Origin of the sequence: Methylacidimicrobium sp. B4 (genome assembly GCF_017310545.1) — a bacterium.
In the GTDB taxonomy this organism is placed as follows: Bacteria; Verrucomicrobiota; Verrucomicrobiia; order Methylacidiphilales; family Methylacidiphilaceae; genus Methylacidimicrobium.
In genome coordinates this window covers 288,426-308,987 of sequence record NZ_CP066203.1, presented here as the reverse complement: position 1 = coordinate 308,987, position 20,562 = coordinate 288,426, and the positions used below count along the sequence as shown (strand labels likewise).

The window sequence follows — 20,562 nt, the reverse complement described above, 5'->3', positions numbered from 1 at the left end:
CCCTGACAAGACAAGCCCATGCGTCGAGCCCTCCCGGTCGGTAGCCGCGCGCCTTCGGCCATCCTCCTCGATCCCGAGGGGAGGAGGGTCGTCCTGGGGGATCTCCTCGCCTCCGGCAGGATTCTGCTCTACTTCTATCCACGCGCTCACACCCCCTTCTGCACGCGGCAGGCCTGCAACCTTCGCGACCATGGAGAGGAGCTGGCTCGTGGGGAGGTGCGGGTCATCGGGATCAGCAGCGACTCCCCAAGGCGGCTCGCTTCCTTCCAGCGGCGGCACGACCTGCCCTTCCTCCTTCTCTCGGACCGATCGGGCGAGGCCGCCCGAGCCTTCGGGCTGCCCTCCTTTCTGGGGTTCGTGAAGCGGGCCTCCTTCTTGACCGAGGAGGGTGTGATCGTCTGGAGAGACCTTCATCCGCGCGTCGGCGCTCACGCCCAAGACCTGCTCCGCATGTTGGAAGCGCGGCCGCGGATGCCGCTGCCCGGAGCCGAGGACCCGCCGGGAGTCGGGGAACCGCAGCAGCAGCCCGACTGCCCCCCTGGACCATGGCCTACCGACGGCTAGCCCTCTTCCTTCCCCTGGCGCTGGGCGCGCACCGCCACACGGACCGACTGGGGATCTGGCTCTTTCTCCGGGGAATCTCTGCCATTTACGCGGTCGCTTTCCTCGCGCTGGCGATCCAGCTTCCGGGGCTTTTGGGATCGCGCGGCATCCTGCCGGTCGCCGAAGCGCTCGTCGTGGGGCGGGCGAACCTGGGCGCTTCCCGCTATCTCCTGGCACCCTCCCTCTTCTGGTGGACCGGGGGGAGCGACCTCCTCCTGCGGGTCCTTGCCTGGACCGGGGTGCTGCTTGCGCTCCTTCTTTTTTGCGATCTTGCCCCCGCCTGGATCGCCTTTGCGCTCTGGGCGCTCTACCTCTCCTTCGTCTCTCTGGGGCGAGACTTCTTTTTCTTCCAGTGGGACAGCCTCCTCCTCGAAGCCGGCCTTCTGGCCGTCCTGATCGCCCCATGGCGGCTGCGGCCGGACTGGGGGGGTGCCCCCGCTCCCCCGCCGCTCGCTGCGTTCTGGCTGCGGTGGCTTCTCTTCCGCGTCCTCTTTCTCTCCGGTGTCGTCAAGCTGGCGAGCGGAGACACCGCCTGGCGTGCGCTGACGGCCCTCCAATACCACTACGAAACCCAACCGCTCCCTTCCCCCCTTTCCTGGTTTTGCTTCCATCTCCCGCTCGGCTTTCACGAGGGGACGACCTTCTTGGTCCTCGCGACCGAGCTTGTGGTCCCCTTCCTCTTTTTTACGGGCCGCCTCGGCCGTCTCTTCGGATTTGCGGCATCGGTCCTCTTGCAGCTCTTTATCCTGCTCACGGGAAACCATGCCTTCTACAACGGGCTCACCTTGGTCCTCTGCTTCGCCCTCCTGGACGATTCTCTTCTCCGCCGGTTTTTTCCCCGCCTCCCGTGCGATCCCCGCCCCGCTTCTCCCCTCCAGCGTCGATGGAGCCCGGTCCTGGGAGGGCTCCTCTTTCTGCTGAGCCTGCCACTCTTCCTGGCAGTCCTGGGAGTCCGGCCTCCCCGGCCCGTGGCCTCCGTTCTCGCCGCGATCAGCCCGTTTCGCAGTGTCAACGACTATGGAGCCTTTGCGGTCATGACGACCCGGCGGCTCGAGATCGAGATTGAGGGGAGCCAAGACGGCAAGAGCTGGAGGGTCTACCCCTTTCGCTGGAAGCCCGGGGAGTTGCGCAAGATGCCCGCGTTCGTCGCCCCCTACCAGCCGCGGCTCGATTGGCAGATGTGGTTTGCTGCTTTGAATGGACCGGCCCGCACCCCCTGGTTTCCACGGCTCGCCCAGCGGCTCCTGGAGGGAAGCCCCGAAGTGGCCGCGCTCTTCGCCTCCAACCCCTTTGCCGAGGCTCCCCCGACCTATGTCCGTGCCCTCCTCTACGAATACCGGTTCAGCTCGTGGGGAGCCCTCCAGCACACCGGGGAGTGGTGGCAGAGGGAGCTGATTGGCGTCTATCTCCCTCCCACGGCACTGCGCCGGCCCACGCCAGGAGAGGAAGCGGAGCGGCTAGTGCCCGCGCTCGAATCCCGTGGGAATCTCTCGCTCAACCGCTAGGGTCTTCCCTTCGCGTCGAAAGACTCGGCGTTCCTCTTGACCGGGCGGTGCGAGGCGCGCTTCGACTTCTCGAGCTTCGCCGCTTCTGACGAGGCACGCACGTAGGGCGGCGTCGGGCTGTAGATCAGATCGGTCGCCGCGACACAATAGGGGGTGCCCAAGGGATCGGTGGGGCCGTAGGGAAAGTTGGGAATGGGTGGTTCGAATTCCCAGCCGGCCCACGCAGAGGATCGGAAGAAGAGGCCGCAGAGTCCGACCGCCAGGACGACCGCGGGAAGAAGCGAGGGTTGCTTCATCAGAACTTGTAGCGGAGTCCCGCCAGCACCAGGTTGGCGGTGAACTGGTCGAAGTGCTGGTTGACCACCTGCCCTGGGCCAAAGACCGCCGGATTGCCGCTATAGCTAAAGTTGGTTCCGGTGAGCAGGAGATAGCGATATTCGACGAAGACCGACCAGCGCTTGTTGATCCACCGGTCGATGCCCGCGATCCCTTCGACCGCGAACGCGCCGGCGCTCGTGTTGATTCCAGCGCCGAGCAGGTTCTGCCCGCTAGCCGGCCCTCCGTTCGGCACCGCCGAGGCCGACGAGTTGCTGATGTAGGCACCACCCACTCCAATTCCGAAATGGACCGTCAGGAGCGGGGTATACAAGTTGAGGAGGCCATCGACCGTGATCACCCCGGCATTGAAGTTCTGCTTGCTATCGATCGCACCGGGAACCGCGGGTGCGCCATAGCCCGGCCCGGAGGAGGCGGCGGTCAAGCCGAGATAGAAGGCGTCGAGCTGGACGGCGGGCCTCCAGTAGAAGTCCCAGCTGTCCCCAATCTTATTGCCAGCGAACTCGTAGCCGAAGAGCAGCCCCCCGACCCCGTTGACGATGCCTCCTCTCTCGGTGAAGCCCGAAAGGCCCACCGGAGCGGGATAGGCCGAATAACCATACTCCGGGTTGGAAAAGGCGCCTCCGCCAAAGATGCCCGCATAGAGTCCCGATTGGACCGTAAAGGGATTTTCCAGGGGCGGCGCTTCCTTCCCCCCTCCCTGCGGAGCCTGGGTCGCAACGCCGTCTTCGGGATCCGTTCCCGCAAGCAAAGGGCCTTGGAGGGCCTGCTCGGCGAGATCGGAACCTGCGGAGGAGGCCGGGGAGGACCAAACCGACCCGCCCGTGATGGCGCAGAGCACGACCCCAACCCAGAATCCCTTATGCAACTCCTCCTCCTTCCTACAAGATACAAGATCCGCGCGATAAGTGACAGAGAATTAGCCTCTTTTGCCCCCGTCGTTGCCTTCTGTCAATCGCAATTCCCATGCTGGCGCACGGCGGGGAAACCGAAAGGCCCTTCCCCCACGGGAAGGGCCTCTCTCTCGAAGCGGCGTGCACAACCCTTCAGCCTTTGACCTCGATCGTCTTGGGCTTTGCGTGCTCCCCCTTCGGGAGATGCACCTGGAGGACTCCCTCCTTGAACTGCGCGTCGATCTTCTCTGCGACCACGTCGTCAGGAATCACGAACGATCGGGAAAAGGAGCCGTAGGCCCGCTCGACCCGATGATACTTCTTGTTCTTTTCCTCCTTTTCGAGCTTCCGTTCGCCGGATATCGTGAGCACGCCCGACTCCATGGATACCCTGACTTCCTCCCGCTTCATGCCGGGAAGCTCGAGCTTCACCAGATACTCTTTGTCATCCTCGGTGATGTCGGCCAGGGGTCGCCATTCGGCGAGCTCAAGCCGCTCGCTCGGCGCCTCCAGAAGCTCCAACGGCCGGTCCCAAAGCGACGCCATCCGCTTCCGCATCTCCTCCAACTCGCGGAAAGGATCCCAAACACCCAGCCCTGCCGGACCTCGTCGTACCAAGCCATTCATTGCCTTCTCCTTTCGTGTGAGTTTCCTACGTTCGCCGCTGCGCGACCTGTTGCGCAGCAGCCCATTGGTACTGACAAGCTAAGACGGCGGAGCCGAAATGTCAAGCTAGTCGAGGAAGGCAACAAGCGTGGATTGGGTAGCACTAGTAGCTGGCTGGGAAGATCTTCTCCGATCAGTCGTGAAGGAGCATGGGTTCTGGGCCTACCCCCTGCTCTTCGCGATCGTCTTTTGCGAGACGGGCCTGGTCGTCACCCCCTTCCTTCCGGGGGATAGCCTGCTCTTTCTCCTGGGGGCCTTTGCCGGCCAAGGTTGGCTCCATCTGCCCACCCTCCTGCTGAGCCTCATCCTTGCCGCGGTGCTCGGGGACTCGATGAACTACTGGATCGGCTGGCGGGTGGGACCGGCGATCTTTCACGACCCCGAGTCCCGCTGGCTCAACCGGCGCCATCTCATCCGCGCCCGGGCCCTCTGCCGCCGGTATGGCGCCCGGGCGATCGTCCTCGCCCGCTTCATCCCGGTGCTGCGAACCTTCGCCCCCTTCGTCGCCGGTGTCGGGACGATGACCTATTCCCGCTTTTTCCTCTGGAACGCCGCGGGGGGCATCTCCTGGGTGGCTCTCTTCCTCCTCGCGGGCTTTTTCCTGGGAAGCGCTCCGGCGGTCCAGAGCCACCTCCATCTCTTTCTTTTACTGATCATCGCCCTCTCCCTGCTTCCGGTCGCCCGGGAGCTCCTGCTCGCGCGCGCAGCCCGGGCGAAGCCGATTGCGGGCAAGTAGGCGGTTGCGGGGGAAGAAAACTTTGGCTACGGTGTCTCTCCTGTGCAGCAAGAACAGCTAGATTTCCTGAGGTCCCTGATCGAGACTCCCAGTCCCTCGAGCGGGGAGATGGTGGCCCAACAAACCTGGATCGATTACCTCAAGCCCTACGCCGACCGCGTCGAGACCGATGCCTATGGCAACGCGATCGCCCTGCTCCATCCGGAGGGATCCCCCAAGATCCTCCTGGCAGCGCACATCGACGAGATCGGCTTCCAGGTCCAGTATGTCGACGAGCGCGGATTTGTCTATTTCACCACCGTCGGAGGATCCGATCCTCTGCTGGCGCGCGGCCAGCGGGTGCGGATTCATCACGAGGGGGAGGCTGTCCTGGGCGTGATCGGCTCCCTCGCCATCCACCTGCAGGAGCGCGAGGGAAAGCAGGATCCGCCCAAGTGGCACGAGCTCTTCATCGACATCGGGGCCCAGAGCCAACAGGAGGCCCTGGAGCGCGTCTCCGTCGGCGATCTCATCACCTACGACTCGGGATTTGCGCCCCTCCACGGAGATCTCTGGGTGGGCAGGGCTTGCGATGACCGTGTCGGGGCCTTCGTCGTGGCCGAGGCGTTCCGGAAAGCCGCCCTGCAGCGGGAGAAGCTGCAGGCCAGTGTAGTCGCGGCATCGACCATCCAGGAGGAAAACGGCCTCTTTGGTGCCGCGATGGTTGGCTACTCGACGCATCCCGACGCGGCGCTGGTGGTCGACGTCGGCCACGCGACCGACATTCCGATCGCCGACAAGAAGCGCCAGGGGGATGTGCAGCTCGGCAAGGGACCGATCCTGAGCCGGGGAAGCGTCAACCACCCTCTCCTGGTCCGCCGGCTGGCGGAGGTCGCCCACGCGCACGGGATTGCCTACCAGCAGGGGATCGACCCCCGCCGGTCGGGCACCGACGCGGACGCGATCTTCCTGCAGCGCGGAGGCATTCCCACCGCAGCCCTTGGCATTCCCAACCGGTACATGCACAGCCCGGTCGAGGTTGTCCATCTCCAGGACCTCGAAACGCTTGCGGAATGGCTCAGCCTGTTCTTGGCGGATCTCCCGCGGGACGAACGCTTCCGGCGGCAGGGGTAGCCATGGGGAATCCGGCCTCGACTCGCTCCTGTGCCTCCGGTGGCCGCCGTCCGCCCCGGGGACGCCGCCCCAAGGCGCCTCTGGATTTTACGCAAGAGACGGGGGAACCACGGTGAAGGTGCGCCGGCTCTTGCACACGCGCTATCGCGTGAACGATCTGGAGAAGATCGTCTCCTTTTTTACCGAGCTGCTCGGTCTCCAGGAAGTGAGCCGATCGACCTCCCCTCGCGGCTCCACCCTGGTCTTTCTCAAAGCCCCCGAAAGCGAGGAGCTGCTCGAGCTCTGCCACTATCCGGCGTCGGGACCGGTGGTCGTGCCGCCCGATCTGACCCATCTGGCCTTCGAGGTCGATGACCTGGAAGCCTTCGGCCGCGAGGCCGTCAAAAAGGGGCATCCCTTTTCCGATGGCCCGACGACGAGCCGCTCCGGAACGCGCTTTGCGTTCCTCGACGGACCGGAAGGGTACGAGATCGAGCTGATCGAACGCAAACGAGCGTAGGAGTCGTTTTGCATGAGGCGAGTACGGTTTGCTGCCGTGATCGGGGCCAAGCCCTGTCAGGTGGAGAGCGAGGTGCGCGAGCTGGAAGCGGCTGGGATCGACCTTCTCCACGTGGAGGTGATGGACGGCCACTTCGTGCCCGATCTGGGGGTCGGTCCTCGGTTCGTTGCCGCGCTCCGCACGACGACCGAGCTGCCCATCGAGGTCCATCTCCGGATCGAGCAGCCCGACCGCTACGCCCGCGCCTTCGTTGAAGCCGGGGCCGACATCGTGACGGTTCATCTGGAAGCCCGCCACGACGTGCAAAAGACGATCGACCTCATCCGTTCGATGGGCTGCCGCTGCGGGCTCGCGCTCAACCCGATCACCCTCTTGGAGAAGGCCTTCAAATACCTTCCCCACATCCACTTCCTTCTCTGCCTCACCGCCAACCCCGGCTCACGGCAGCCGCTTTTGCCGGAGACGCTCCGGAAAGTGGCGCAGGCCAAGGCCCATCGGGAAGCGGGCAACCTTGCCTACGAGATCGCGGTGGAAGGCGGGGTGACTCGGGAGAGCCTCCCCTCGGTGGTCGTCCACGGGACGGACCGGATCATTTTGGAAAGCCGGCTCCTCGGCGAAAGGGAGGAGGATCCCCTCCGCGAGCTGCGCGCCGCCGCCGAAGAAGCCAACATGGGTGGCTGATCGCCTCACCCGCCGGACCGTCGTCCGCGGGGAACCGTACCGAAGGCGAAGAGGGCCATCGCCGCGCCCACCCCCAGGAGGAGCGCCCAATCGAAGGCCGCCTCTGCCGCCTTCGTGGGGATCCTCACCGCCGCGGTCATCCATGGGCCGAGCTCGGTGAGCGCCGCAGGCGGCTCATCGAAGAGGATCTTCACCGGAATCCGCTGCTCCGGCTTGACATAATTGAGCCGCATGTCGAGCCGCGGATACGGGCTGAAGGCCGAAGTGGCCCCGCGCTGGATGCTCTCGACGTGCCCCCGGTAGACGCGGCCCGGCTGCGCCCAGATCCGGATTTCCGCCGCCATTCCCGGACGAATGTGGCGGAGCTCCCTTTCCCGGAAGTTGGCCTTCACCCAGACCCCTTCAGGCACGATCGAGAAGAGAAACTGCCCCGGAGACACCAAGTTTCCCTGGTCGACCCGGCGTCCCGAGATCTTCCCGGCAACCGGTGCCCGGATCTCGCTATAGCCGAGGGCCAAGCTCTCCAAGCGGAGCGCAGCCTCGGTGGTGGTGTTCACGGCGACCGCCGCATCGAGGTTGAGCTCGGGCGTTGCATGCGTGGTGACCAGCCGATGCATCCGAATCCACTCGGTCCCGGCTAAGAGCCGCGCGGAATCCGCAACCGCAACCCGCGCCTGGTAGTCCCTCGGATCGATCAGCGCCAACAGCTGCCCTGGCCTTACCCGCGTGTTGTCGTCGATGAGGAGCCTCTCCAGGTATCCGGAGACCCGGGGCGAGATCCGCACCGCGTGGGCGCTTACGATCGAATCCTCCGTGGAGGCGAAGCGCCCCTCTCCTCCCAGAAGAAAGCGAGCCGCGGCATAGACCAGCAGGCCCGCGCCGGCGCTCCAAGCGATCCGGGTCCAGAGCGGCTTCCTCGCCCGCCCGCCTTCGCCCTGTCCTTGCTCTTCCATCGCCCTTTTCCACTGCCCGGTCGACCCGCTTCCCGCGCAGGCTCAGGCTGACAAGGTGGGCGAAGGCCGTCAAGCGGGAAGCCGCCTGTGGCCTTGACAAGAGCGCGGCCCGGGCGCAGAAGTGAGCTATCTCCTGGAGCTGTGCCTGAGTGGCCGAAAGGGACGGTTTGCTAAACCGTTGTACCCCAAAAGGGTACCGAGGGTTCGAATCCCTCCGGCTCCGCCACTGCTGGTCGCGAGTGGGCAGGGCGTTTGCGCCACGGCCCTTCCCTTGCGCCTGAAGCAGTCGGGCCTTCTGTCGATCCAGATCCCTTCGATCTGCTCCGAATGGGCAGCACGCTCCCTCACCTCCTTGGCGAAGGACTGGCGAGCCTCCCTCCCTCAACCCCACATCCGCTCTCCACACCCGCTCAGTTCAGCGGAGAGCCAGAAAACCTGCTAATTCGTCCCACTGCTGCCGACGCCGGACGGTTTCTTGGCAGAAACACTCGCACCGCCGAGGCGAACGGCAACAACGGCACCATTGTCATGTCATTTCCGCGACAGATCCTCGCTGGGGTAGATTACCGTCCCGTCGTCGCGAACCACAGCGCCGGGCGTCAGATGGGCTTCCTCAATATGCGACACCCCGAGGATGTGCAGTACGCGTTCGCCTGCGGCGAGGAGGTAGTCGGTGATGATACGCCGATGGCAGCGCCACCAGACCGCCTCGGCGCACATAATGGCGCATCGGTGCCGGCTGCCTCGGTCTCGGAGCCGCGCCAGACCCGCTGCGAACGGCGGTGTCAGCGCGTAGTCCGCATAATTACGAAAACTGCTCATCTGCCAATACCGGTTGGGCGAAGGGATCACGCTACGCCTCTTTCCGCGGAAACCACCCAGCTCGACGATAGGCTCATAGCCGATGTGCCACGGTGCCAGCGTTTCGGGAAGGCTTTCGGCATTGAACTGTGGATTCGCACGCGATCGCGGCACCGACCTCACGTCGATGACCAGGTCGATGCTCGACGCCCGGAGCAGATCGACGAATTCAACGATCGTCCGGGTTGAATGGCCGATGGTGAAAAAGGTGCTCGTACTGGCTCTGTCGAGGAACAGCGATCATCCATCCGAACCGTATTGCCTCGGATCATACATGCATGTTCTTGATAGCAAAAGCGTCCGTTGCTCGTGCTCTGGCCCCTCGTCGCGATCTTGTGACACGTGCCGCCGCATATCTTGAGGCCGCACTCCGCGGCGTGACTCAGGAGCGTTAGGAGCCACTCCTTGTAAGGAAGGAACGGTGATGGATAGGGCTCATCCGGAGCTATGGAGGAACCCGAGCTCACGGGAACGCTCTGGTTCTCCCGGATGCCATCAGGCGTCGGAAAGCCGACGGGAGCCGATCCGCCTTTTCCGTCCCTTTCCCCAAGAAGCGTCGGCGGTGTATAACCGTGGCGGCGCTTTGCGGCTGGAGGGAAGATGGAAGGCGGGCAACGAAAAGAGGACCGGAAGGGAGGGCTCCCCGCGCTCCGGGAGCGGCTGCTCGCGGTGCAGAGAGAAGACGACGATCTCTGCCGGGAACGGCTTTGCGCCCTCTTCTCCCCTTCCGAAGCCCTCGACCGGCAGATCGAGGAAAAGACCCGATGGCTGCACGAGCGGATGCGGGGGGAGGAACGGCCGCGCTGGGTCGACCGGATCCTGGCCCGCTATCCCCTTTCGCACAAGGAAGGACGGCTGCTCCTCCAGCTCGCCGAAGCCCTGCCGCGGATTCCGGATGACCAGACGGCGGATGCCCTGCTCGCCGAGAAGCTGATCGAAGGGGAGTGGTGCTCCGGGGAGCACGAGGCCCGAGAGCCGATCGGGCGAGCCGCTTCCTGGGGATTGAGCGGGCTACGGGCCCTGGCCCGTTGGGAGAGCGATGCCCCCCTGCCCGGCTGGTTCCGCCGGGGAGTGCGGGCGGCCGTCCGGGAATCGGCTCGGAAGATCGTCGGTGCCATCGTCGGGCGCTTCGTCCTCGCGGAAGACGTGCGCGGGGGGAGGCAGCAGGTCGAACGGCTTCACGCCCAAGGCTACCGGTTCTGCTGGGATATGCTTGGGGAGGCGGCGAGATCCCGGAGGACGGCGGACGACGCCCGCCAACGGTATGGCCGGGCGATCACCTTCTTCGGGCGAGCGGGAGCCGCTGAGGAGGAGGCGGCCGAGCTTTCGCTCAAGCTTTCGGTCCTCCATCCCCGATGGGAGCCCCTTCAGGAGGAGCGGATCGGGGAGGAGATCTACGCTTCGGTCCGGGAGCTCTGGCGTGAGGCCCGGAAGGCGGGGATCCGGCTGGTCTTTGACGCGGAGGAGTCCGACCGGTTTTGGCCCCTTCTCGACCTCTTTCTTCGTCTGTTGGCGGAGGTCGAGATCGACGGGGAGAGCGGCTTGGGGATCGTTGTCCAGGCCTACCAGAAGCGCGCGTGGGCGGCGGTGGAGCTTCTGGGGGAAGCCGCTGCGGAAGAGCAAGCGCGCTTCGCCCTACGCCTGGTCAAGGGAGCCTATTGGGATGCCGAGATCCGGCGGGCGCAGGCGCTGGGGCTGCCCGGCTATCCCGTCTTCACGCGGAAGGCGCTGACCGATCTTTCCTACTTGGCCTGTGCGAAGCGGCTGCTCGAAGGCACCGACCGGCTCTTTCCCCAGTTCGCGACCCACGACCCGAGGACGGTGGCGGCCATTCTCTGCCTCGCGGAAGGCGGGAGGGGCGGATGGGAGTTCCAGCGGCTCTACGGGGTCGCCGAACCCCTCTATGCGGTGGTGCGGGAGCTGGGTCATCCGGTCCGGCTCTACCTCCCGTTCGGGACGCGCACGGAGCTCTTTGGGTATCTTGCCCGGCGCCTGCTCGAAAATGGCGTCGGACAGGCGGGTTTCCTCGGCTCCGGGAACGGGGAGGCCCCTCCCCTTTCCGTGAGCCGGACAGCACGACTCCAGCCCGCGGCTCATCCAGGGATCCCCAAGCCAGCCGACCTTTCGGCTCCGGCCTGGAGGCGGGCCGAAGGAATCGACTGGGGCGATCCCGGAGCGGTGGAAGCGCTTCTCGGGGAAGTCGCAGCGGCAGCCAGCCCTGGCCATGCCGAGCCGCTGGTGGCCGGAAGAGCCGCCGGGGGGAAGGAGGAGCCGGTGCTTTCTCCGGCCGACCCCTCCCGACGGGTGGGAACGGTGGTCTGGGCGGGGGAAGGAGAGATCGCCGAAGCACTTCGGATCGGCTTCGATTGGGCGCAAAGGTGGGAACGGGTCCCTGCCCGGGAACGGGCCAAGGCTCTGGAGGCGCTCGCCGACCGGCTCTGGCGGGATCGGGGGAGGCTCCTCTTCCTCCTCCGGGAGGAGGCGGGAAAGACCCTTCCCGATGCGCTGACGGAGCTGCGGGAGGCGATCGACTTCTGCCGGTATTATGCGGCGGAGGCCAGGCGGCTCTTCGGGGCGCCCCGGCGGCTGGGAGGTCCCGCGGGGGAGCTCAACGAGGTGCTCTGGCGGGGACGAGGGCTCTTTGCCTGCATCAGCCCTTGGAACTTTCCGCTTTCGATCTTTCTGGGGCAGGTTGTGGCGGCCCTGGTGGCGGGGAACGCGGTGGTCGCCAAGCCGGCCGAGCAGACGCCGCTTGTCGCGGCCGAGGCGGTCCGGCTCGCGCTTGCCTCGGGCATCCCCCCGGAAGTCCTCCACCTGCTCCCCGGCGGCGGGCGCGTCGGGGAGGCCCTTGTCCGCGACCCCCGGATCTCCGGAGTCGCCTTTACCGGGTCAAGCGAGGTCGCCTCCCGAATCGCCCAGCTCCTGGCGGGCCGGGGAGGCGCCTTGGCTCCGCTGATCGCCGAGACCGGCGGGGTCAACGTCATGGTGGTCGACGCGACGGCGGCCGCCGAGCAGGTCGTTGACGACATCCTGGTTTCGGCCTTTCGGAGCGCCGGCCAGCGCTGCTCCTCGCTCCGCCTCCTCCTCGTCCAGGAAGAGGCGGCTCCGCGCCTGCTCGCTCTGCTTGGCGGAGCGGTCGAGGAGCTCGTGGTCGGAGACCCGCGGGATCTGGCGACCGACGTAGGGCCGCTGATCGAGCGGAAGGCGCTGCTCGATCTCGAAGGTCAGGCTTGGCGGCTCTCTCGCGCAGGCAAGCTTTTGTCCAAGGCTTCCTTGGCCTCGACCGCGGCGGCCGCGGGCTACTATTTCCGCCCGCAGCTCATCGAGATCCCTTCGCATGCGCTGGTCGAGCGGGAGATCTTCGGCCCGCTGCTGCCGGTGGTGCGCTTCCCTATCGAGGCGCTCGGCTCCCTCCTCGAGGAGATTGCCGGGAAAGGCTTCGGGCTGACCATGGGGCTCGAGACGCGCCTTTCCGGGCGCGTTCGCTCGGTTCGGGAGCGGGCGCGGGTTGGCAACCTCTACGTCAACCGGTCGATGATCGGGGCGGCGGTCGCCTTCCAGCCCTTCGGCGGAGAGGGGCTCTCCGGCACGGGGCCCAAGTCGGGCGGTTCTCGCTACTTGGAGGCGTTTGGCGTCGAGCGGGTCTGTTCGCAAAATCTCGCGGTAACGGGCGATCCCGATCTTCTTCTCTTGGCCGAGGGAGACGAGCGTCCCAAGGAGGACGCTTCGCCCTAGCACTGGTTGCAATTCGTCAGCAAAGATGGTCAAGTTTGGGCGCAGCGGGCCACCATGGAGCGTCGAGTCGTCAGAGATCGGAGCGCGGAGGAAGTTCTTTGAGACGCGTGATCGCCCGGCTCGATCGGGTTTCCAAGCATTATGGCTCAGGGGAGGGTGCCACCTGTGCCCTCCGCTCGGTCAGCCTCGAGATCGAGGAGGGCGAGTTCGTGGCGCTCGTGGGTCCGAGCGGCTGCGGCAAGAGCTCGCTGCTCCACCTGCTTGCGGGGATCGACCGGCCGAGCCAAGGAAGGATCGTCGTCCTGGGCGAATCGCTGGCGGAGCTCGAGGACCGGAAGCTCACCCAGATGCGGCTGGGGAAGATCGGGATCGTCTTCCAGTTCTTCAACTTGCTGCCAACGTTGACCGCCGAGGAGAATGTCGAGCTTCCGGGTCTCCTCCGGGGCATGGCGTCCAAGGAGGCGCGGCGGAAGGCGCGGGCTCTCCTGGAGGAGGTGGGGCTCGCCCACCGGAGCCACCACCGACCCGAGCAGATGTCCGGGGGGGAGATGCAGCGGGTTGCGATCGCGCGGGCGCTCCTGCTCGAACCCGGGCTGGTGCTGGCGGACGAGCCGACCGGGAACCTCGATTCGGAGGCGAGCCGGATCGTGATCGAGCTCTTCCGGGATCTCGGGAGGCGGCATGGAGCGACGCTCGTGCTCGCCACACACAGCCAGGAGGTCGCGGCGGCGAGCTCCCGTGTCGTCCGGATGCGGGATGGACGGATCCTCGGAGACGACTCGCTAAGCCCTCCGGAACCCTAGCCCCGCCGCCATGCTCGCCCTTTTCCTTCGCCACTGTGGACGCCAGATCCTCCGCCATCCGGCGATGTCGGCCGTCACGGTGCTCTCGGTAGCTCTGGGCGTCGCCCTCTTCGTCGGAGTCTTGGTCCTCAACCGGAGCGCCTTGGCCGCGTTCCGGGCCTCGGTCGACGCCACGGCCGGCAAGGCCAACCTGGAGGTATCGGGCGATGGAGTGCCGATGGACGAGGAGCTCCTCCGGACGGTCCGGAGCACTCCGGGGATCGCGGCGGCCACCCCGCTGGTCGAGCAGGTCTGCCTGGTCGCCGACCACTCCGGGGAATATCTCCAGCTCGAAGGGATCGACCTCTTCTCCAACGTCCCCTTCCGGGCCTTCACGCTCGAGGCAGGCGGGAGCTCGGAGAGCGACCTGCTCGAGTTCTTCCGGGATCCCCGGGCGATTGCGCTCACCGCGACGCTCGCCCGGAAGCTGGGACTGCGGCTCGGAGACCGGATCACCGTCCGGACGGAGACGGGGCCGGTCCCATTCGTGCTCCGCTCCCTGGTCGAGTTCCAGGGGAAAGCGGTCGGCGCCGATGAGCATCTGGCCCTCCTCGACATCGCGGGCGCCCAGGAGAGCTTCGGGAGCGTCGGAAAGCTTTCCCGGATCAGCTGCCTCCTCGCGGAAGGAGTCGACGCCGGGTGGGTCGCCTCCCAGCTCCGGGAGCGGCTGCCCCCTTCGGTGATCGTCCAGACGCCGGAAGGGCGGAGCCGGCGGGTCGAGAAGATGCTCGGGGCCTTCGAGCTCAACCTGACCGCCCTCTCCCTGGTCTCCCTCTTCGTTGCGATGTACATGATCTACAACGCGGTGGAGGCTTCGGTCGTCCGCCGGCGCGGGGAGATCGGGCTCTTGCGCAGCCTCGGGCTTCCGCGGTCTCGCGTCCAGATGCTCTTCCTGGGGGAGGCGCTCGCGGTGGGAGGCATCGGCGTCCTGCTTGGCCTGCCCTTTGGCCTGTTCCTGGCGCGGAGCTTGCTTGGCGTGATCTCCGAGAGCGTCACCGCGATCTATGCCCTCCTCCACATCGAGCGGATCTCGGTTTCGAGCGGAGCGATCGGGATCGCCTCATTCGCTGGGCTCGCTGCGGTGGCGGCGGCGGCCTGGTTTCCCGCCCGGGAAGCCTCGAGCGTCGAGCCGGTGGAGGCCTTTTCCTTGGGAACGCTGGCGGAGAAGAGTCATCGAGCTGGACCCGGGTGGGCGGTCGCCGCGATCCTCTGCTGGGCGCTCTCGGGAGGCTTGGCCGCGCTCGCGCTGGTCACCGGACCGGCCGCGCTCAGCTTTGGCTCGGCCCTCTTTGCGCTCCTCGGGTTCACGCTGCTCGTCCCGCTGGTCTGCCGGGAGGTCGCGCGCCGCTTCCGCTTCCGTTCGGTCCTGCCGCGGCTGGCGATGGCCCATTTTGCCCGTTCGCTCCACCACAACGCGATCACCGTCGCCGCTCTGCTGGCCGCGCTCGCGATGTATGTGAGCGTCACCGTCATGATCTACAGCTTCCGGAGGACGGTCGACGACTGGCTCCATCGGACCGTGACGGCCGACCTCTTTGTTGCCCCCGCGATCAACGTGCGGGCGGGGACCCAGCAGGCCCTCCCTCCGGAGATCGAGGCGGCGGTCTCCTCCCTCCCCTCGGTCGCCGCCTACGAACGCTACCGGGAGCAGCGGATCATCTTTCGGGGAGAGACGGTCAAGTGCGCCACCCTTCGCTTTCCGATCGCCGCCCAATATAGCGGCCTTTCCCTGCGGCAGGGCGACGCGCGGCGGATCCTGGCCGAATCGACAGGACTGGACCGGATCGTCGTCAACGAGAGCTTCGCCAAGCGATTCCATGTCCAGGAGGGCGACCGGATCGAGATCCCGACTCCCCGGGGCGAGCGGCTCTTCACGGTCGCGGGGGTGTTCTATGACTACACGACCGAGTTCGGGCTCTTCCTCATCGACTGGGGGGCCTATCGGCGCTATTGGGACGAGGATCGCTGCCAGACCCTGGGGCTCTACCTCCGGCCGGGATCGGATCCCGAAGAGGTCCGGAAGGGCCTCCAGCGGCAGGTCGCGCCGATCGGCGATTGGGTCGTCTTCTCCAACCGGGAGGTGCGCAAGGAAGTCTTCCGGGTCTTCGACCAGACCTTTACGGTGACCGAGCTGCTCAAGGGGATCACGCTCATCGTCTGTGCCAGCGGGATCTTCCTCAACTTCCTGATCTTGAGCGTCGAACGCCGCCGGGAGATCGGGGTCTTGCGCTCGATCGGAGTCGGGCGCTCCGGGGTCGAAGCGATGCTGGTCGGGGAAGGGGCTCTTCTCGGCGCCATCGCCTCCCTGCTCGGGCTCCTGGCCGGAACGGGGCTCTCGCTGGTGCTCACCTACGTGATCAATCCCTCCTTCTTCGGCTGGACCGTCCGCTGGACGATGCCCTGGAAGCTCCTCTGGGAGCTCCCTCCCGCCGTCATCCTGGCCGCGGTCCTTTCGGCCTACTGGCCCGCGCGGAAGTGCGCCCGCATTCCGATCGCCGAAGCGATGCGGATGGAGTAAGCTCGCCCACCCCATGCGCTCCCGCCTTGCGGCAAACGCCCTCCTCCTGCTGGCCCTCCTTTGGGACGCGGGCTCTGGGCGAGCCGCTGTGGCCGAGGGCTGGGCCTTTGCGGAGCATCCGTGGAGCTGGAGCTTCCCCCGGGATCATGGCAACCATTCCGACTTTCAGATCGAGTGGTGGTACCTGACCGGCAATCTCTCCTCTCCCACCGGGGCGGCTTACGGCTTCGAGCTCACCCTCTTTCGGCGCGGCCTCTTCCGAGAGCCACCGCAAGGCGCGAGCCGGTGGAAGATCCGGGATCTCTTCTTCGGCCATTTCGCAATCAGCGACCTGGGGGCCAATGAGTTCTTCTTTGCGGAGCGGGCCGACCGGGGGGCGCTCGGGGAGGCGGGGAGTGCTGAGGGGAAGATGGAGGTCTGGGTCGGAGACTGGCGAATCGAGCAGCGGCCCGAAGGCTCGCTCCGGGTCCATGCCGCGGAGAGGGGCAAGAAGCTCGATCTTTCGCTCCTCCCCCGCAAGCCTCCGGTGCTCCACGGAGAGCGAGGCCTGAGCCGGAAGGCCGACGAGCCGGGAGCCGCCTCCTACTACTACTCCTTCACCCGGCTCGAGACCCAGGGGACGATCGAGGAGGGGAAAAAGACCCTCTCGCTCCGTGGCACGAGCTGGTTTGATCATGAGTTCAGCTCGAGCACCCTGGGCAAGGACCAGGTTGGATGGGACTGGTTCGCGCTCCAGCTCGATTCAGGCGAGGAGCTGATGCTCTACGGTCTCCGGAAGAAGGACGGCTCGATCGACACGACCGCCGGTGGGAGCTGGATCGAACCGGACGGAACCCGGAGGGGGCTCCGCTACGGGGAGTTTACGCTCGAGCGGCTTGGGCTCTGGAAGAGCCCCCACACCGGGGCGCGCTATCCGGCGGGGTGGCGGATCCGGGTGCCTTCGCTCGGGTTGGAGGTCGAAGTCCGCCCCCGCATGGCCGATCAGGAGCTCGATCTCCATGCGCTCGGGGAGATCGCCTACTGGGAGGGAGCGGTCCGGGTTTCCGGTACCCGCGGGGCACAGCCGCTCCACGGGGTTGGCTACATGGAGCTCACCGGCTACGCGGGCGCGCCGCTCCACTAACCGGCACCCCCCTCGCGGTAGCCGTCGACCCGGTTGAGCCAGCCGCGGAGCCAGCGCTCCTCGTGCCGCGCTGGAGGCGCGTTGCGCACCCTTCTCTCGAGCACGATCCGGGCCGCCCGTCGGAAGGACGGAAGGGCCGGTCCCGGCTCCATCGCCTGGAGGACGTTCAGCAGCCCCCACCCTTCCCCCTGATAGCGCTCCGTCGGAAAGGTCCCCTCCCCCTTGAAGTTGACGTAGTCGACGAGCGCAAAGAGCCCACCGGGAGTGGTTTCGAGGGCATGGAAGCTCGTTTCGATCCGCCCTCGCTCCCCTTCCGGCAGGGAGGCGAGCATCTTTGGGAGAGACCCTTCCAATCGGTCGATCGCGAATCGGGTCTGCTCGCCGACCGTGTCGGCCAGAAGGGAGCGGAGCTCGTTCATCGGCCTGCTCGCCGCCGCGGCCAGGAAGGCCCGCCGGTTCGGCCAAGGACAGGCGGAGGCGTGCCTGAGCCATTCCGGAAGCGAGATCCCTCGCCGCTCGAGAAACCGGAGCAGCTGCGGAAAGCTCTCCTCGAAAGGGCCACGGACTCCGGCCGGATACCAGATGAAGTGGCCGATGCCGAGCGAAGCGAACTCTTCCCCGGCATTCCAGGCGGTGAGTCCCGAGCGGGTCCCCCCCGACTCGTTCTGCCAGAGGCGGCGGCCGATCGACTCGGCCTCCGCGGGGGAGAGCGAGGACCCCGACGCAGAAGCCTGAGCCGCCAGAAGGCCAAGCCAGCCGACCAAGATCCAGAGCTGCGCGCCGGCGGAGGCTCCCGCCCTCCGTCGTGGCCGGAGATTCGGTTGCGGCGACGAAGGGGATCGACCCACCCCGAGGGCATGATGGCAGGCCCATCGGCGCGAGAGCCGTGGAAAGCACCCAAAAAACGGCTCCATGTGCTCCTTGTCGGTTTTTCTGAGCGGGGGGTGAGCGATCTCGCCCTTTTTCTGCAAGGCGCGGAAATTCCGTACGAAAGCGTGCCAACCCCCGCAAAAACGATGGAGCTCGTCCATCAGTCCCCTCTTCCGGTCGTCCTGCTCCGGTGGCCGACAGAGACGCGACAGGAAACGGCCCTCCTCTCCCGCCTGCGCAGGCTGCCCTGGTGGGTTCCGATCGTGGCGTTGGCGGAAAGGGACGAGCCCGAGGCGCGAAGGGAGGCGCTGGAGAGGGGAGCAGATTTCCTCCTGTCCCTCCGAGGCTCCGAGGAGGAGCTCCGGGCGATCCTGAAAAGCCTCGGGCGCCGGTGTGGGCGGAGCTCGGCGGTGGCCGTCGACTCGCTCCCTTTGGTTTTGGATCGCCAGAAGCGGCTCTTGCGGAGGGGAGAGCGAGCAGTGGTCCTCACCCCTACCGAGTTTGCGATCGCCAGCTACCTCTTCCGACATGCCGGGCGCATCGTCCTCATCGAGGAGCTGGCCGCGCAGCTGCGTCGCCGACGCCCGGGAAAAGCAGCGTCGCCGCGCCTCCTGCACGCCCACTTGGCCAACCTGCGAAGGAAGCTGAGCCACTCCGTTACGGGGATTCTGCTGCGACCCGTTCGGGGGAAGGGGCTTCTGTTGGAGTGGCCCCCTGGGAGCCCGCGGAGGGCGTAGCGATCGGGGCCGCGGCCCCCGGAGCCGGGTTCGGAGCCGGAGTCGAGGGAGCCGGTGGGGAAAGAGCGGGCTCGCCTCCGCTCGATCCCAGCCGCACGGAAATCCCGGAGGTTTGCGGAGGATCAAGATCGAGCCAGACCAGGACCCCCCCGGACTCGAAGAGCCGTCTCACCTGAGCCGGGTGCTTCGCGGTGATCTCGATCCGGTCTCCGTTTCGGATCTTCCTCGGTCGATGGGTGTAGAAGATGACCCTGCTGGGGATCTCGACGATCGGATAGATCAACACCGCTCCGGCGATCCATTCGATCACCCGACGGCTCTCGACTCCGGCCGGGGTGGCGGTAAAGATGCCGTCCCGGAGGTCTGAACGGGCGCTGAAATTTCCCCAAGTCCAGAGGTTTGCTGGATGCGATCCCTCGACCTTCGCGATCGAACCGAGCTGCTTGAAGTAGACCAGCCTTCGCGGCCGCTCGCCGACGGAGGCCTTCCCAGCGGCGCCGGTTCCCGGCTTGACCGGTTGACCGGCTCCAACCTGCGACTCGATCACGGGCGGCGATTCGAGCACCATGCGCGCGATCGTGCCATCCACCTGGTCGATCTCCACGAGCCTGGCCGGATGCTCCTTCGGGATCATGAACTTGGTCCCCTTCCGCATCTCCGGCAGGGGTGACTTGGTCGAGAAGACGACCCGCCGAAAGACGTAGTTCCCGGGGTTGTCGATCAGATTGAAATGCTCCTCCCAATCGGGCCAGTTGATCCCCTCATTGACTGAGGCGACGAAGAGTCCGTCGGAGACCGGGCCGCGGGCGGTGAACCGGCCATAGACCCAGACGTTCTTCGGACGAGGCCCCTGCTCTTCGAGGATCTCCGGCACATGCACGAACTTGACCACGCGGGCGGAGGCCGTCGGAGCCGGGCTGCTGGGCTTCGCGTCCGAGGCGGCCCACAGGAGGGCCGACGGAGACGCCGCGAGGAGGGCCGCCAAGCAGGCGGAGCGGAGGTGGCCACCGAGGGAGCCATGACCCGCCGGACGGAAGGGGGCCCGATGCATTTTCCCCCCCTCTTCCGCGACGACCCCGGCGGCGATCGCTTCCCGCGGAAGAGTCGGGACTTGCGCCCAAGCACCCGGCGAGAGGATCGCCGATGCGGGTGCCTTCCGCTGGAAGAGGCGGACCAAGTCGGCCAGGTCGGCCGCAATCGCCAGCTTCCTCCCCAGCGGAAGGGCGCGAAACAGCTTCCGCTGGGCGTTCCGGGGAATGTCCCACTGCTTGTAGTTCGGATCGGTTTCAGCTTCCATTCTTCTCTCCTCTTTCTTGCTCGATCGAAAGCTTCAATTCCGCGATGTCGGCGAGGTCCTGATGACGACCCGCACCCTGCTTCATGGCGATCAGGGTCTCGACGCGAACGAATCGGATCGGCTCCCCGCCCGGCAGGCGCTCCTGCAGGGCGTGCTCGTACTCGCGCTCGAAGGAGAACGACTCGACGACAAAGATGTCGACCGGGGTCTCCCAATGGGCCTCGCTCTGGAGGGGAAGCACGCGCATCCCCTTTTCCTCCACCCAGCGCTTGCGGGCGGAAGGATCGGCGAGATCCATGGGATCGACCGGCGGTACCGGTCGATAGCCCAATTGCGCCAAGGCCGAAAAGACCGACGCGAGGTTCTTGCGGGAAAAGTCGACGACCAGGTCCATGTCCATGGTCGATCTCCCGTAGCCATGGGCGACCACCGCCAGGCCCCCGACAACCAGAAACCGGGCTCCTGCGGCATTGAGCGCCGCGGTGATCTGCTTCAGGCTTTCGAGCTTCACCAGGTTCTCTTTTGGGGGTAAAACACTCCCTTTTAGCGATCCGGGAGCCAGTAGGCAACCGCCACCTTTCCCAGGCAAGAAAA

Annotated in this window: 19 protein-coding genes and 1 tRNA gene; 12 read left to right on the top strand and 8 right to left on the bottom strand. The window is 66.3% G+C overall.

The features are described from left to right. Positions 1-18 precede the first annotated feature (18 nt). Both MacB4_RS01465 and MacB4_RS01460 read left to right on the top strand, forming a co-directional pair. Positions 19-564, top strand: coding sequence for a peroxiredoxin (locus MacB4_RS01465; protein ID WP_206864120.1), 546 nt, complete (start codon positions 19-21; stop codon positions 562-564). Next, positions 546-2,108, top strand: a complete 1,563-nt coding sequence (locus MacB4_RS01460; protein WP_206864119.1) for a lipase maturation factor family protein — start codon at positions 546-548, stop codon at positions 2,106-2,108. Before MacB4_RS01465 ends, MacB4_RS01460 begins: the two co-directional genes overlap by 19 nt. On the opposite strand, the gene MacB4_RS01455 is transcribed toward MacB4_RS01460, so the two are convergent. The 3 genes from MacB4_RS01455 to MacB4_RS01445 form a co-directional block, all read right to left on the bottom strand. Then, positions 2,105-2,404 (bottom strand): hypothetical protein, encoded by a 300-nt coding sequence (locus MacB4_RS01455; protein ID WP_206864118.1) that lies wholly within the window; start codon positions 2,402-2,404, stop codon positions 2,105-2,107. The genes MacB4_RS01460 and MacB4_RS01455 overlap by 4 nt on opposite strands. After that, the gene (locus tag MacB4_RS01450) at positions 2,404-3,312 is read right to left on the bottom strand and encodes an outer membrane protein (protein WP_206864117.1); all 909 of its coding nucleotides are present in this window, start codon (positions 3,310-3,312) and stop codon (positions 2,404-2,406) included. Before MacB4_RS01450 ends, MacB4_RS01455 begins: the two co-directional genes overlap by 1 nt. Positions 3,313-3,490: 178 nt before the next feature. Continuing rightward, a complete protein-coding gene (locus MacB4_RS01445; protein WP_206864116.1) occupies positions 3,491-3,964 on the bottom strand; it encodes an Hsp20/alpha crystallin family protein in 474 nt (157 codons plus the stop codon). A 178-nt stretch (positions 3,965-4,142) separates the two neighbouring features. On the opposite strand from MacB4_RS01445, the gene MacB4_RS01440 reads away from it, so the two are divergent. The 4 genes from MacB4_RS01440 (at position 4,143) to MacB4_RS01425 (ending at position 7,032) form a co-directional block, all read left to right on the top strand. After that, entirely contained in the window at positions 4,143-4,739 is a 597-nt protein-coding gene (locus MacB4_RS01440) for a VTT domain-containing protein (protein WP_242529275.1), read from the top strand. A gap of 108 nt (positions 4,740-4,847) precedes the next feature. Continuing rightward, positions 4,848-5,852 (top strand): M20/M25/M40 family metallo-hydrolase, encoded by a 1,005-nt coding sequence (locus tag MacB4_RS01435; RefSeq protein ID WP_242529274.1) that lies wholly within the window; start codon positions 4,848-4,850, stop codon positions 5,850-5,852. Positions 5,853-5,964: 112 nt separating this feature from the next. Continuing rightward, complete coding sequence (locus tag MacB4_RS01430) at positions 5,965-6,351, top strand: VOC family protein (RefSeq protein WP_206864113.1); 387 nt, start codon at positions 5,965-5,967, stop codon at positions 6,349-6,351. A 12-nt stretch (positions 6,352-6,363) separates the two neighbouring features. Next, the gene (locus tag MacB4_RS01425; RefSeq protein ID WP_206864112.1) at positions 6,364-7,032 is read left to right on the top strand and encodes a ribulose-phosphate 3-epimerase; all 669 of its coding nucleotides are present in this window, start codon (positions 6,364-6,366) and stop codon (positions 7,030-7,032) included. 5 nt (positions 7,033-7,037) lie between these two features. Here the strand turns inward: MacB4_RS01425 and MacB4_RS01420 are convergent, their stop codons facing one another. After that, positions 7,038-7,985: an HlyD family secretion protein gene (locus MacB4_RS01420; protein WP_206864111.1), complete on the bottom strand. Its 948-nt coding sequence runs from the start codon at positions 7,983-7,985 to the stop codon at positions 7,038-7,040. A gap of 135 nt (positions 7,986-8,120) precedes the next feature. Here MacB4_RS01420 and MacB4_RS01415 point away from each other — a divergent pair. Further along, positions 8,121-8,211, top strand: a tRNA-Ser gene (locus MacB4_RS01415). Positions 8,212-8,516: 305 nt separating this feature from the next. On the opposite strand, the gene MacB4_RS01410 is transcribed toward MacB4_RS01415, so the two are convergent. Next, positions 8,517-9,083, bottom strand: a complete 567-nt coding sequence (locus MacB4_RS01410) for a DUF488 family protein (protein ID WP_206864896.1) — start codon at positions 9,081-9,083, stop codon at positions 8,517-8,519. 363 nt (positions 9,084-9,446) lie between these two features. Here MacB4_RS01410 and putA point away from each other — a divergent pair, with 363 nt between their 5' ends. The 4 genes from putA to MacB4_RS01390 all read left to right on the top strand — a co-directional run bounded on the left by putA (position 9,447) and on the right by MacB4_RS01390 (position 17,064). Next, a complete protein-coding gene (putA, locus tag MacB4_RS01405) occupies positions 9,447-12,581 on the top strand; it encodes a bifunctional proline dehydrogenase/L-glutamate gamma-semialdehyde dehydrogenase PutA (protein WP_206864110.1) in 3,135 nt (1,044 codons plus the stop codon). 98 nt (positions 12,582-12,679) lie between these two features. Further along, positions 12,680-13,384 carry an ABC transporter ATP-binding protein gene (locus MacB4_RS01400; RefSeq protein WP_206864109.1) on the top strand — a complete coding sequence of 235 codons (705 nt, stop codon included), beginning with the start codon at positions 12,680-12,682 and terminating at the stop codon, positions 13,382-13,384. Positions 13,385-13,394: 10 nt separating this feature from the next. Then, positions 13,395-15,941, top strand: coding sequence for an FtsX-like permease family protein (locus MacB4_RS01395; protein WP_206864108.1), 2,547 nt, complete (start codon positions 13,395-13,397; stop codon positions 15,939-15,941). Positions 15,942-15,954: 13 nt separating this feature from the next. Further along, entirely contained in the window at positions 15,955-17,064 is a 1,110-nt protein-coding gene (locus MacB4_RS01390) for a lipocalin-like domain-containing protein (RefSeq protein ID WP_206864107.1), read from the top strand. Here the strand turns inward: MacB4_RS01390 and MacB4_RS01385 are convergent. Then, positions 17,061-17,978 carry a hypothetical protein gene (locus MacB4_RS01385; RefSeq protein WP_242529273.1) on the bottom strand — a complete coding sequence of 306 codons (918 nt, stop codon included), beginning with the start codon at positions 17,976-17,978 and terminating at the stop codon, positions 17,061-17,063. The genes MacB4_RS01390 and MacB4_RS01385 overlap by 4 nt on opposite strands. Positions 17,979-18,080: 102 nt before the next feature. Here MacB4_RS01385 and MacB4_RS01380 point away from each other — a divergent pair, with 102 nt between their 5' ends. Next, entirely contained in the window at positions 18,081-18,671 is a 591-nt protein-coding gene (locus MacB4_RS01380; protein WP_206864106.1) for a response regulator transcription factor, read from the top strand. Here the strand turns inward: MacB4_RS01380 and MacB4_RS01375 are convergent. Continuing rightward, positions 18,592-19,968, bottom strand: a complete 1,377-nt coding sequence (locus tag MacB4_RS01375; RefSeq protein ID WP_206864105.1) for a hypothetical protein — start codon at positions 19,966-19,968, stop codon at positions 18,592-18,594. The two genes, MacB4_RS01380 and MacB4_RS01375, sit on opposite strands and share 80 nt — an antisense overlap. Then, positions 19,958-20,479: a hypothetical protein gene (locus MacB4_RS01370; protein WP_206864104.1), complete on the bottom strand. Its 522-nt coding sequence runs from the start codon at positions 20,477-20,479 to the stop codon at positions 19,958-19,960. The genes MacB4_RS01375 and MacB4_RS01370 overlap by 11 nt, the downstream gene beginning before the upstream one ends. Positions 20,480-20,562 lie beyond the last annotated feature (83 nt).